The organism is Pseudomonas libanensis, from assembly GCF_001439685.1.
GTDB lineage: Bacteria > Pseudomonadota > Gammaproteobacteria > Pseudomonadales > Pseudomonadaceae > Aquipseudomonas > Aquipseudomonas libanensis.
In genome coordinates, this window is record NZ_JYLH01000007.1 from 197972 (window position 1) to 211070 (window position 13099).

At 63.0% G+C, this 13099-nt stretch carries 8 protein-coding genes and 1 pseudogene; all 9 read left to right on the top strand.

The features are described from left to right. Positions 1-137 precede the first annotated feature (137 nt). Entirely contained in the window at positions 138-1694 is a 1557-nt protein-coding gene (gene glgA, locus TU73_RS13450; protein WP_082642610.1) for a glycogen synthase GlgA, read from the top strand. Positions 1695-1714: 20 nt separating this feature from the next. Then, the gene (gene treZ, locus TU73_RS13455; RefSeq protein ID WP_057012633.1) at positions 1715-3460 is read left to right on the top strand and encodes a malto-oligosyltrehalose trehalohydrolase; all 1746 of its coding nucleotides are present in this window, start codon (positions 1715-1717) and stop codon (positions 3458-3460) included. Further along, entirely contained in the window at positions 3457-5541 is a 2085-nt protein-coding gene (gene malQ / locus TU73_RS13460; RefSeq protein WP_057012634.1) for a 4-alpha-glucanotransferase, read from the top strand. The genes treZ and malQ overlap by 4 nt, the downstream gene beginning before the upstream one ends. Then, a complete protein-coding gene (locus tag TU73_RS13465) occupies positions 5538-8288 on the top strand; it encodes a malto-oligosyltrehalose synthase (RefSeq protein WP_057012635.1) in 2751 nt (916 codons plus the stop codon). Before malQ ends, TU73_RS13465 begins: the two co-directional genes overlap by 4 nt. A 23-nt stretch (positions 8289-8311) precedes the next feature. Further along, entirely contained in the window at positions 8312-8578 is a 267-nt protein-coding gene (locus TU73_RS13470) for a DUF2934 domain-containing protein (protein WP_057012636.1), read from the top strand. 109 nt (positions 8579-8687) lie between these two features. Continuing rightward, a complete protein-coding gene (gene glgX, locus TU73_RS13475) occupies positions 8688-10847 on the top strand; it encodes a glycogen debranching protein GlgX (protein ID WP_057012637.1) in 2160 nt (719 codons plus the stop codon). A 1-nt stretch (position 10848) separates the two neighbouring features. Beyond that, positions 10849-11109: pseudogene (locus TU73_RS13480) on the top strand (acyl-CoA dehydrogenase); the annotation flags it as partial. A gap of 40 nt (positions 11110-11149) precedes the next feature. Further along, positions 11150-11908, top strand: a complete 759-nt coding sequence (locus TU73_RS13485) for a PIG-L deacetylase family protein (protein WP_057012639.1) — start codon at positions 11150-11152, stop codon at positions 11906-11908. A 275-nt stretch (positions 11909-12183) separates the two neighbouring features. Next, complete coding sequence (locus TU73_RS13490; protein ID WP_057012640.1) at positions 12184-12945, top strand: PIG-L deacetylase family protein; 762 nt, start codon at positions 12184-12186, stop codon at positions 12943-12945. The last annotated feature ends 154 nt before the right edge of the window (positions 12946-13099 follow it).

Sequence of the window (13099 nt, forward strand, 5' to 3'; positions counted from 1 at the left end):
TCCAATCTTTTTTAGCCTGAGCCGCAACTGGCATACGCCTTGCCAGTTTGTACAGCGCTTGTGTGCCTGGCCGCAGGATGCGGTCAATCGGAGCCGATGGCAGCGGGCCATTAGCCAACCAACAGTGGGAGTGCATTATGATCAGTGCCGCAGTAGATACTCAGGGAGAGCGTTTTAGTCAGCCGGCAGGGGGGGCTAAGTCTTTGGCCGACCTGCCCAACACTGTGCGGCCGATCGTGAGTCAGAACCCGAATCGAAAGAAAGTGTTGTTCGTCACCTCCGAATTCGCCGACCTGGTGAAAACCGGCGGCCTGGGTGATGTGTCCGCCGCCCTGCCCCGCGCCATGGCGCACCTGCACGATGTGCGGGTGCTGATCCCCGGATACCCGCAGGTGATGGAAAGCGACAACCCGATTCACATTGTCGGTGAGCTGGGCGGCCACGCCGCGTTGCCACCGTGCAAGATCGGGCGCATGGACCTCAAGGACGGCCTGGTCATCTATGTACTGATCTGCCCCGAGCTGTACGAGCGCGAAGGCACGCCCTACGGCGCCGACAACGGTCGCGACTGGCCCGACAACCATATTCGCTTCGCTCGCCTGGGCCTGGCCGCCGCCGACATGGCCGCCAACCTGGCGCAAATCCACTGGTGCCCGGACCTGGTGCACGCCCACGACTGGCCCGCTGGCCTGGCCCCGGCATATATGCACTGGCGTGGGTCACGCACGCCGACGCTGTTCACCATTCATAACCTGGCCTACCAGGGCGTGGTGAGCCTGGCGTCGACGCCCGAGCTGGGCATTCCGCCCCACGCCTTGCAACAGGAAGGCATGGAGTTCTACGGCAAGATGTCGTTTCTCAAGGCCGGCATGGCCTATTCAAGCCATATCACCACCGTGAGCGCCACCTACGCCCAGGAAATCACCACCCCGGAATTCGGCTGCGGCCTGGATGGGTTTCTCGCCAGCAAGACCCAGCAAGGTCTGCTCAGCGGGATTCCCAACGGCATCGACGAAAGCTGGGAAACCTCCACCGACACGCACCTGACCCACAACTTCAATATCGGCGACTGGGAAGGCAAGGCCATCAACGCCGCCCATGTGCGCGAGCTGTTTGGGCTGCAGCCATCCAGCGGCCCGCTGTTCGCTGTGGTGTCGCGCCTGGTCTACCAGAAGGGCCTGGACCTGACCGAGGCGGTCGCCGGTTTCATCGTCGAAAACGGCGGCCAGATCGCGATCATCGGCCGTGGCGAGCCGGAAGAAGAACAGGCCATGCGCGAGCTGGCGTTGCGCTTCCCGGGCCAGGTAGGCGTGCGCATTGGCTTCAACGAGACCGATGCTCGACGCATGTTCGCCGGCAGCGACTTCCTGCTGATGCCGTCGCGCTATGAGCCGTGCGGCCTGAGCCAGATGTATGCACAGCGCTTCGGCTCGTTGCCGGTGGCACGTAACACCGGCGGCCTGGCGGACACAATTGAAAATGGCGTCACTGGTTTTCTGTTCAACGAGTCCACTGTGGACAGCTACAAGGAAGCCCTGAGCCGCGCCTTCAAGGTCTTTGCCCTGCCTGGCCTGCTCAACGCCATGCGCAGCTGCGCCATGACCCAACCTTTCAACTGGTGTCAGGCGGTAGAACCCTACGCCGAACTCTACGAACAACTGGTGGCCAAGGCTCTGGGGAAATCGACTAAATAATCATTGGGAGGGCTTCATAGATGCCACCACGGACTCTGGAAACCTCGTCCCACGGCGCAATCATGCTGGACGCGCAACACACGCGTTTTGCTCTGTGGGCGCCAGATGCGCTTCATGTCAGCGTTGAATTGGAACACGGGAAATCCATTGCCATGCTGCCCCAGGCAGATGGTTGGTTCGAAGTAAAGGCGGCGTGCCCTGCCAGCACGCTCTACCGCTTCAACATCGATGGGGAAAAGGCGGTGCCCGACCCCGCGTCCAGGGCCCAGGCCGTGGATGTGCACGGTTGGAGCCGAGTGGTTGACCCGCACGCCTATGAGTGGCGCCATAGCCAGTGGCATGGCCGCCCCTGGCATACGGCGGTGATCTACGAACTGCACGTTGGCGCCATGGGCGGTTACGCCGAGGTGGAGAAGCACCTGGCGCGCCTGGCCGAGCTGGGCATCACCGCCATTGAGCTGATGCCTTTGGCGCAATTTCCCGGCGAACGCAATTGGGGCTACGACGGCGTGTTGCCCTACGCGCCCCACGCCTCATATGGCTCACCCGAGCAACTCAAGCACCTGATCGACAGCGCCCATGCCCACGGCCTCGCCGTGATCCTGGATGTGGTCTACAACCACTTCGGGCCCGACGGCAATTACCTGGGCCAGTACGCCCAGGGGTTCTTCCAGGAAGACGTGCACACGCCCTGGGGCGCAGGCATCGATTTCGAACGCCGTGAAGTACGGGATTTCTTCCTCGATAACGCCTTGATGTGGTTGCTGGAATACCGCTTCGACGGCCTGCGCCTGGATGCGGTGCACGCCATCGATAATCCCGGTTTCCTGAAAGAACTTGCGCAGCGAGTGCGTCAGCGGGTGGACAGCGGGCGTCACGTCTGGCTGGTGCTGGAAAACGAGCTGAACCAGGCCAGCCTGCTAGAGGAGGATTTTGACGCCCAATGGAATGATGACTTTCATAACGTGCTGCACGTGCTGCTGACCGGTGAAACCGATGCCTATTACAGCGACTTCGCCGAACAGCCCACTGCCAAGTTGGCACGCTGCCTGGGCGAAGGGTTTATCTACCAGGGCGACACCACCCGCCATGGTCATGCACGCGGCGAACCCAGTGCCGATCTTGCGCCCAGCGCCTTCGTGGCGTTTCTGCAGAACCACGACCAGGTCGGTAACCGCGCCCTGGGCGAACGTCTGCACCAGCTATGTTCGCCCCAGGCGCTGAAAGCGGCGACCGCCCTGTTGCTGCTGGGCCCCATGATTCCGATGATCTTCATGGGCGATGAGGTTAACGCCACCGAACCCTTCCTGTTTTTCACCGACCATCACGGTGAACTGGCCGAGGCGGTGCGCGAAGGTCGGCGCAATGAGTTCGCCGATTTCGCCGCATTTCACGACCCCGAGCAACGCGAGCGCATCCCCGACCCCAACGCATTGCCCACCTTCCTGCAATCGATGCCTTCATTTGTCGAGAACGACCACGCCCAGTTCTATCGTCACCTGCTGAGCCTGCGCCACCTGCATGTGGCGCCGCATCTGCCCGGCGCCACGGCCCTGGGCGCACAGGTGCTGGCCGAGGGCGCCGTCACGGCGCGTTGGCGCCTGGGCAACGGCAGCCTGTTGCAGATCGACCTGAACCTTGGCGAACAGCCCCTCGACCACCCGGCGCCCCGACACCTCATCTTCCAAACGCCGGCCGAGCAAGGTGCGCAGTTGCCACCCCACAGCGCCCGCGTTTCCCTATCCCCTGCTGGAGAACACTTTTGAGCGAAGCGAACCTGGAACTACTCGCCAGCCGCGCGGGCCTGGCCGTCGATTGGATCGATGCCAACGGTCGCCCGCAACATGTGCAAGCCGATGCCCTGCGTGCGGTCCTCAAAGGGCTGGGGCACCCGGCCGACACCGATGCCGAGATCGACGCCAGCCTGCGCGAGCTTGAGCAAGTACAACAAGACACCCACCTGCCGCCGTTGATGACCACCGACAGCGGTGAAGGCCTGGACCTGGCGCGCTACTTCGCACCGGACACCCCGTGTCGCGTCAGCCTCGAAGGCGGTGAAACCCTGGAGCTGCGCCTCGACGGCGATGCCGTGCTGCCCGGTGTGATCGCCCTCGGCTACCACCAGGTACATATCGACGGGCAAACTTTCACCCTGGCCGTTGCCCCCGCCCACTGCTTCAGCGTGGCCGACGCGGTGGACAGCCGCCCCGCCCGAGCCTGGGGTTTGAGCGCGCAGCTGTATGCCCTGCGCCGCCTCGGCGATGGCGGCTTCGGCGACACCCTGGCCCTGGAGCATCTGGTGCGCGCGGCCGCCGAGCGCGGTGCCGAGGCGGTGGCGATCAGCCCGATGCACGCGATGTTCAGCGCCGACACCGAACGTTTCAGCCCTTACTCGCCGTCCAGCCGCCTGTTTCTCAACAGCCTGTATGCTTCGCCCGCGTGCATCCTGGGTGAGCGTGAGGTGCGCAATGCCATCGAAGCCGCCGGGCTGGCGGACGAACTGCACGCACTGGAGCAACTGCCCCTGATCGACTGGCCCGCCGCCGCCAAGGCCAAGCAACGCCTGTTGCGTACGTTGTATGAAGACTTCCGCCAGGGCGCGCACCCGCAGCATGCCGACTTCCAGAGCTTCCGCCAGTGCGGCGGCGAAGCCCTGGAAAACCATTGCCGGTTCGAGGCCATACAAGCCCAGCGCGCCGCCGCCGGCGAAGACCTCGACTGGCGCCATTGGCCCGAAGCCTGGCGCACCCCGCAAAGCCCGGCCCTCGCGCAGTTTGCCGAGCAAAACCGCGATGAGATCGGTTACTTCGCCTTCACCCAATGGCTGATTGCCCGCAGCCTGGAGCGCGCACAACAAGCCGCCCGTGGCAGCGGCATGGGCATCGGCCTGATTGCCGACCTGGCGGTGGGCGCGGACGGCGGCGGCAGCCAGGCCTGGAGCCGCCAGGATGAGCTGCTGGCCGACCTGACCGTCGGCGCACCGCCGGACATTCTCAACCGTGCGGGCCAGGGTTGGGGCATCTCGGCGTTCTCCCCCGAAGGCCTCAAGCGCAACGGCTTTCGTGCCTTTATCGAAATGCTGCGGGCCAACTTCGCCCATGCCGGCGGCTTGCGTATCGATCATGTGATGGGCCTGCAGCGCCTGTGGGTCATTCCCCTGGGTGCCTCGCCCCATGAAGGTGCCTACCTGTATTACCCGGTGGACGACCTGCTGCGCCTGCTGGCCCTGGAATCCCACCGCCACCAGGCCATCGTCCTCGGTGAAGACCTCGGCACCGTGCCCGACGGCCTGCGCGAGAAGCTCAGCGCCCGCTCGATCCTGGGCATGCGCGTGCTGCTGTTCGAACAGAACCATGAAGGCCAATTCAAGCCGATCCTGGACTGGCCTGACAACGCCTTGGCCACCACCAGCACCCACGACTTACCCACCCTCAACGGTTGGTGGCACAGCCGCGATATCGAATGGAATATCCAACTCGGCCTGATCGACGCCCCGACCGTGGAGCAATGGAGCGAGCACCGCTTGCACGAACGCCAGGCGCTGCGCCAAGCCTTGGGTCAGGACCCACAGAACTTTGTCGATGAGATCCGCAACGACACCGACCATATGATCGACGCCAGTGTGCGCTACCTGGGGCATACCCGCGCGCCACTGGTGTTGCTGCCGCTGGAGGACGCACTGGGCATCCAAGAGCAAGCCAACCTGCCCGGCACCCTCGACACCCACCCCAATTGGCGCCGTCGCCTGCCAGGCGAGGCCGCCAGCCTGCTCGACAATAATAGTGCTGCGCGCCGCCTCGAACTGCTGGCGGTAGCGCGCAACCAAGCTTATGAGCGTGACCGATGAAAGCACTGCCCCTGCGCGCAACCCAGCGCCTGCAATTTCATAAAGACTTTACCCTTGATGACGCGGTGCCGTTGGTGCCGTATTTCGCCCAGCTTGGCATCAGTCATTTGTATGCCTCGCCGCTGCTGAGCGCCCGCGCCGGCTCTATGCATGGCTATGATGTGGTCGACCCCACCCGTGTCAACCCGGAGCTGGGCGGCGAAGCGGCGTTGCGGCGCCTGGTCGCCGCCCTGCGCGAGCACGACATGGGGCTGATCCTCGATATCGTTTCCAACCATATGGCGGTGGGCGGTGCGGATAATCCCTGGTGGCTGGACCTGCTGGAGTGGGGGCGCTTGAGCCCCTACAGCGAATTCTTCGATATCCAGTGGCATTCGCCCGACCCCCTGCTCAAAGGCCAATTGCTCATGCCGTTCCTGGGCAGCGATTACGGTGAAGCCCTGCAGAGCGGTACGCTGACCCTCAAGTTCGATCCCGCTCACGGGGCCTTCTACGTCGAACACTACGAACATCGTTTTCCGATCTGCCCAAGGGACTACGCCTTGATCCTTGGCCACGACGAGGGGCTCAAGCCGCTGGCCGAGCGCTTTGCCGCCCTCGCCTATCAGGACGACGCCTACGCCGAAGCCGCCTGGCTCAAGCAAGCGCTGGCCGAACGCGCTACCGAAGTTCTGCCGGCAATCGAACAGCGGCTGGCCGCCTTCGATGGTCGCCAGCCCGAGGGATTCGAGCGCCTGCATCATCTGCTCGAACAACAGGCCTACCGCCTGGCCAGCTGGCGCACCGCCGCTGACGATATCAACTGGCGGCGCTTCTTCGACGTCAATGAGCTGGGCGGCCTGCGTGTAGAACGCACGGCGGTGTTCGAAGCCACCCATGGCAAGATCTTCGAGCTGATCAGCGAAGGCCTGGTGGACGGTCTGCGCATCGACCATATCGACGGCCTGGCCGACCCGCGGGGCTATTGCCGTAAGTTGCGTCGCCGCGTAGATGCTTTGTCGCCCCAGCGCCATTTGCCGATCTTCGTGGAAAAGATCCTCGGTGAAGGGGAAACCCTGCGTGAAGACTGGCAGGTGGACGGCACCACCGGCTACGAGTTCATGAACCAACTGTCACTGCTGCAACACCACCCAGACGGCTTTGCCCCGCTGGCCGAATTGTGGACGCGGCACAGCGAACGCCCTTCGGCGTTTATCGAAGAGGCCCGGCTGGCGCGCCAGCAGATCCTCAACGGCTCGTTGGGCGGCGACTTCGAAAGCGTGGCCCAGGCCTTGCTGCAAGTGGCCCGCGACGATGTGATGACCCGCGACCTGACCCTGGGCGCCATCCGCCGGGCCTTGCAGGAATTGATCGTGCATTTCCCGGTGTACCGCACCTACATCAGCGCCAGGGGCCGCAGCGCGGCCGACGACAAGATATTTCAGCAGGCCATGGACGGTGCGCGCAGCACCCTCAACGAAGGCGACTGGCCGGTGCTTGAGCATCTGGAAAAATGGCTGGGCGGCCAGCCTTGGCGCAATCGCCCGGTGGGCCGTGAACGCAAGATCCTCAAGCATGCCTGCGTGCGCTTCCAGCAGCTGACATCGCCCGCCGCCGCCAAGGCCGTGGAAGACACCGCGTTCTATCGCTCGGCGGTGCTGCTGTCGCGTAATGATGTGGGCTTCAGTACCGAACAGTTCAGTGCGCCGTTGGCGGACTTTCACGTTGCCAATCAACAGCGCCTGGAGGCCTTCCCCGACAACCTGCTGGCCACGGCCACCCATGACCATAAACGCGGCGAAGATACCCGTGCGCGCCTGGCGGTGCTCAGCGAGTGCGCGCCCTGGTATGCCGAACAGGTAGAGCACTGGCGCAGCCTGGCGGCGCCCTTACGGGAAAATGCTGACAGCCCCTCGGCGGGTGATGAGCTGATTTTGTATCAGGTGCTGCTCGGCAGCTGGCCGCTGGAGCACAACCCAGACCTGAAGGCCTATCAGCAACGCCTCTGGCAGTGGCAGCAAAAAGCCCTGCGCGAGGCCAAGTTGCAGAGCAGTTGGAGCGCCCCCAACGACGCCTATGAACAAGGTGTCGAAGGGTTCCTCAAGCGCCTGTTACTCAGTGAAGCCGGTGCGCCGTTGCGTAGTGCGCTCAACAGCGCCGCCCAAGCCATCGCCCCCGCCGGCGCCCTGAACGGGCTGGCGCAAACCTTGCTTCATCTCACTGTTCCGGGCGTACCGGATGTGTACCAGGGCGATGAGTTCTGGGACTTCAGCCTGGTGGACCCGGACAACCGTCGCCCGGTGGATTTCGCTGCGCGCCAACACGCGCTCGATACCCCACCGGATATCGGCGAACTGTTGTTCAACTGGCGTGACGGGCGTATCAAACAGGCGTTGATCGCCCAGGTGTTGGGCTTGCGCAAAACCTGTCCCGAGTTGTTCCGCCACGGCAGCTATACCGCCCTGGAAGTGGTCGGCCAGCATGCCGAGCGGGTGGTCGCGTTCTATCGCCAACATCAAGGCCAACAGCTGGTGGTGGTGGTGCCACGTTGGCCTTATCAACTGCTTGAAAATGGCATGTTTCCCCAGATCAATGCGCCGGTTTGGGGCGACACGCGGGTTAAATTACCGTTCGCCGCCACAACACAAAACTGGAAGGGACTTTTTCAAACACGCGCAGTCACACCCAACAAGGAGCTGTTGATCAACGCTGCCCTGGGGGATCTCCCGGTCAATGTCTTTATCAATCCTGATAATCAAGAAAGCTGAACATTTTCTGTGAGGAGTTTGTGATGAGTAAAGAAGAGGAACGCATTCGCGAATTGGCGCATCAGATCTGGGAGTCCGAAGGCAAGCCACACGGCGAGGATGCCCGTCACTGGGAGATGGCGCGCAAGTTGGCCGAAGCCGAAGCGCTGACCCCTAGCAAGCCCAAGCCAGCCGCCAAGCCGAAAACCGCGCCCAAGGCCGCCGCCAAGCCTAAGGCCGCACCTGCCGCAGCAAAGCCTGCGGCGAAGAAACCAGCCGCGCCGAAAAAGCCCAAACCGCCCGCCCCATGATTCCTCGGGCCTCCGTACTGGAGGCCCGTTTGCGCCCATGTCATACGCTGAAGCACCGTCAGTACGGTTGCGCTCGGCCCGAAAAAAGACTTTTTGCAGGAGCAACTCAATGAGCAAACCCGATAAAACCACAGCGACGCAGGAACATGAACCGTCGCGGATTCGTGAAGGTTTGCCCTTCCCACTCGGTGCCACCTGGGATGGCCTGGGCGTCAACTTTGCACTGTTCTCGGCCAACGCCACCAAAGTCGAGCTGTGCCTGTTCGACGATGCCGGCGAGGTAGAGCTGGAGCGCATCGAACTGCCCGAATACACCGACGAGATCTTCCACGGCTACCTGCCCGACGCCCATCCCGGGCTGATTTACGGCTACCGCGTGTATGGCGCTTATGACCCGGCCAATGGTCACCGTTTCAACCACAACAAGCTACTGATCGACCCCTACGCCAAGCAGCTGGTAGGCGAGCTCAAATGGTCCGAGGCATTGTTCGGCTATACCATTGGCCACCCGGACGACGACCTCAGCTTCGATGAGCGCGACAGCGCGCCCTTCGTGCCCAAGTGCAAGGTCATCGACCCGGCGCACACCTGGGGCAACGACCAACCGGTCCGGGTGCCATGGGACCGTACGATCATCTATGAAACCCACCTGCGCGGTATCAGCATGCGCCACCCGTCGGTGGGCGAGTCGGTGCGCGGCACCTGCGCCGGCCTGATGGAAGACGATGTGCTCAAGCACATCCGCCAGCTGGGTATTTCCTCGGTCGAACTGCTGCCGGTGCACGCCTTCGTCAACGACCAGCATCTGCTGGAAAAAGGCATGACCAACTACTGGGGCTATAACAGCATTGCGTTCTTCGCCCCCGACCCGCGCTACTTGGCCAGCGGCAAGATTGCCGAGTTCAAGGAGATGGTCGCGCACCTGCATGAGCAGAAGCTGGAAGTGATTCTCGACGTGGTCTACAACCACACCGCCGAAGGCAACGAGCGCGGCCCGACCCTGTCCATGCGCGGCATCGACAACGCCTCCTACTACCGCCTGATGCCCGATGACAAGCGCTTCTACATCAATGATTCGGGCACCGGCAACACCCTGGATCTGAGCCACCCCTGCGTGCTGCAAATGGTCACCGACTCGCTGCGCTACTGGGCCACCGAGATGCATGTGGACGGTTTCCGCTTCGACCTGGCGACTATTCTGGGGCGCTACCGCGATGGTTTCGATGAACGCCACAGCTTCCTCGTCGCCTGCCGCCAGGACCCGATACTGCGCCAGTTGAAACTGATCGCCGAACCCTGGGATTGCGGCCCCGGCGGTTATCAAGTGGGCAACTTCCCGCCAGGCTGGGTGGAATGGAACGACCGCTTCCGCGATACCGTGCGCGCGTTCTGGAAAGGCGACGACGGCCAACTGGCCGATTTCGCCGGGCGTATGACTGCCTCGGGCGAGATGTTCAACCATCGCGGGCGCCGGCCCTACAGCTCGGTGAACTTCATCACCGCCCATGACGGTTTCACCCTGCACGACCTGGTCTCGTACAACGACAAGCACAACGAGGCCAACGACGAAAACAACCAGGACGGCAGCAACAACAACCTTTCGTGGAACCACGGCGTCGAAGGCCCCACCGACGATCCGGAAATCAACGAACTGCGCCTGCGCCAGATGCGCAATTTCTTCGCCACCCTGCTGCTGGCCCAAGGCACGCCGATGATCGTCGCCGGGGACGAGTTCGCCCGTACCCAGCATGGCAATAACAACGCCTATTGCCAGGACAGTGAGATCGGCTGGGTCAATTGGGACCTGGACGACGACGGCAAGGCCCTGCTCAAGTTCGTCAAGCGCCTGATCAAGTTGCGCCTGGCGTACCCGATCCTGCGCCGTGGACGCTTCCTGGTCGGCGACTACAACGAAGATATCGGCGTGAAGGACGTCACTTGGTTGGCGCCGGATGGCAACGAAATGACCACCGAGCAATGGGAAGACAGCCAGGGCCGCTGCCTGGGCATGCTAATGGATGGCCGCGCCCAGGAAACCGGGATTCGACGTGCCGGTGCGGACGCTACCTTGCTGCTGGTGGTCAATGCTCATCACGACATGGTCAATTTCCGCCTGCCGCCGGTGCCAGAGGGTGAGTTCTGGACATGCATGCTCGACACCAACGATCCGGCGGTACGCGGTCAGGAGCGCTTTGATTTCGAGCATGAATACGCGGTGACCAGCCGCTCGCTGCTGTTGTTTGAGCTGCAGCGTGAAGGCGAGGTGTGAGATGGCGTTGCACGGTTTCCTTCAGGGCTACCGGGGTTATGCGCATACGCAGGCCCTGGGTGACGCACTGAAGGCACTCCAGGAGGAAGGTCTGGATCAACTGCCGCTGCCCGGCAGTGGCCAGACCCTGGCCCGCTTCAGCAGGCTGGCGCAGGTGGCGGGGCATGATTTGCGCCTGTGCAAGTTGTTCGAAGGCCATACCGATGCGTTGGCGATCATTGCCGAACTCGACAGCCCGCTGCACGCGACCTTGCCGCCCTGGGCGAACAGGTTGCCGGCGAACCCATAGGGAGGTGGCCGTTATGAAGCCCAATCCGATTGTCGGCCAAGGTGCGTCGCTCAATCACTGGCAAACCTCGGCGCGGCTGGCCGAGTTGCCGCACATCAGTGTCGCGCAGTTGGTACCCGAGGGGCATCGCGCGGTGATCATCGCCCCGCATCCGGACGATGAAGTGCTTGGCAGCGGTGGCTTGCTGCAAGGTCTGGCACTGCTGGGCCGGCCCATCCAGTTGATCTCCGTGACCGACGGCAGTGCCAGCCATCCTGGTTCCCGGCGTTGGCCGGTGGCGCGCCTGAGCGTGGTGCGCCCCCAGGAGTCGGCCCAGGCCCTGCATCGCCTCGGCCTGCCGCTGCACAGCTTGAAATGGCTGCGTGCCGGGTTTGCCGACAGCAAAGTGGCCGAGCGCGAAACCCAGCTTTGCGAGTTTATCCAGCGCCACCTCAAACCCACCGACGTGGTGTTCGCCACCTGGCGCGAAGATGGCCATTGCGACCACGAAGCCGTAGGTCGCGCCAGCGCCAAGGCGGCCCAGGCCGTCGGCGCGACCTTGTATGAACTGCCGGTGTGGACTTGGCACTGGGCCACGGCTGAAGACGACATGGTGCCTTGGCATCGGACACGCAAAATCCCGCTGACCATCGAGGCCGTGGCGCGCAAACGCCACGCGATCCACGCCTTCGCCAGCCAACTGGAAGGCGATCCGCAAATCGGCCTGCCACCGGTACTGGCGCCCTATGTGGTGGAGCGCTTGCTGCAACCTTTTGAAGTGGTGTTCATATGAGTGTGGCAACACTGGCGAGTCGTTGCGATCGCCTGGACTGCCGTGCCCAGGGCGGGTTCGGCGACTACTTGAAAAGTCTGATGCAAGTTTCGTAAAAAAACCACACGCCAACGTGTAAAAGCCTCAGATCCTTGTCTATGCTCATAACGCCTTGCACGGCACGCCAGGGTTGGCGTGCCGTGCACTCACCCCAGCGGAGCCTGGGGTGAAAACAAGAGCGTCGTCCCGTCAACGGGGTACGACCCAGCATTAACCGACAAGGATATGTCACCCCCATGAAGCCTGCCTCCTTAAGCGAAGGCCGTCGCGGCCCCGCGCAAATCTGGAACAGTGCGCCGCAGCTGGCACAGGTTCCTGCCATCGCACTCGCCAACCTGGTGCCGCCCGGCGCACGCGTCGTGATCATTGCCCCGCACCCGGGCGATGAAGTACTGGCCTGCGGCGGTTTGCTGCAACTGCTCAGTACCCGCGAACACCCCTTGCAATTGATCTCCATCACCGATGGCAGCGCCAGCCATCCCGGCTCCCAGGTGTGGCCGGCCAGCCGCTTGAGCGTGGTGCGCCCCCAGGAAAGCGCCGAAGCATTGCGCCGCCTGGGCATGCCGTTGCACAGCCTGAAATGGATCCGCGGCGGGTTTCGCGATGACGCGCTAGCCGCCCACGAACAGGCGATGAGCCAGTTCATCGCACGCTACCTGCAGCCGGGTGACAGGGTGTTTACCACGTGGTGCCACGACGGTAATGACGATCACGATGCCGTCGGCCGCGCCAGCGCCAAGGCCTGCAACCTGGTGGGGGCACAGCTCTATGAACTGCCGGTCTGGGCCTGGCACTGGCCGGCACGGGAGGCTTCCATGATCCCCTGGCAGCGCGCACGCAAGGTACGCCTGGATACCTGGAGCGTGGCGCGCAAGCTGCACGCGACCCATGCCTATGCCAGCCAATTGGTCGGCGATCCGCAGATCGGTTTGCCGCCCAAGCTTGTCCAAGTGTTGCTCGAGCGTATACGCGAGCCCTACGAGATCGTGTTTGCCTAGACGCTGACTCGTCTATACCTGTTATTTCTTACAGTAGCAGCCCATCAAATCTACGGCTAAGGTGCAAAAAGTCCTGCACAGGTTAAGGTGCAGTCGAGAAAGCCATGCCAACCCTTTGCATTGGCCGGTGTTTTCAGATGCAGGTAACCCGTAG

Excerpts from the sequence above, each read along its gene's own strand:
- TU73_RS13465 (WP_057012635.1), top strand. The coding sequence starts at position 5,538 with ATGAAAGCACTGCCCCTGCGCGCAACCCAGCGCCTGCAATTTCATAAA.
- TU73_RS13470 (WP_057012636.1), top strand. The coding sequence starts at position 8,312 with ATGAGTAAAGAAGAGGAACGCATTCGCGAATTGGCGCATCAGATCTGG.
- treZ (WP_057012633.1), top strand. The coding sequence starts at position 1,715 with ATGCCACCACGGACTCTGGAAACCTCGTCCCACGGCGCAATCATGCTG.
- TU73_RS13485 (WP_057012639.1), top strand. The coding sequence starts at position 11,150 with ATGAAGCCCAATCCGATTGTCGGCCAAGGTGCGTCGCTCAATCACTGG.
- TU73_RS13490 (WP_057012640.1), top strand. The coding sequence starts at position 12,184 with ATGAAGCCTGCCTCCTTAAGCGAAGGCCGTCGCGGCCCCGCGCAAATC.
- glgA (WP_082642610.1), top strand. The coding sequence starts at position 138 with ATGATCAGTGCCGCAGTAGATACTCAGGGAGAGCGTTTTAGTCAGCCG.
- glgX (WP_057012637.1), top strand. The coding sequence starts at position 8,688 with ATGAGCAAACCCGATAAAACCACAGCGACGCAGGAACATGAACCGTCG.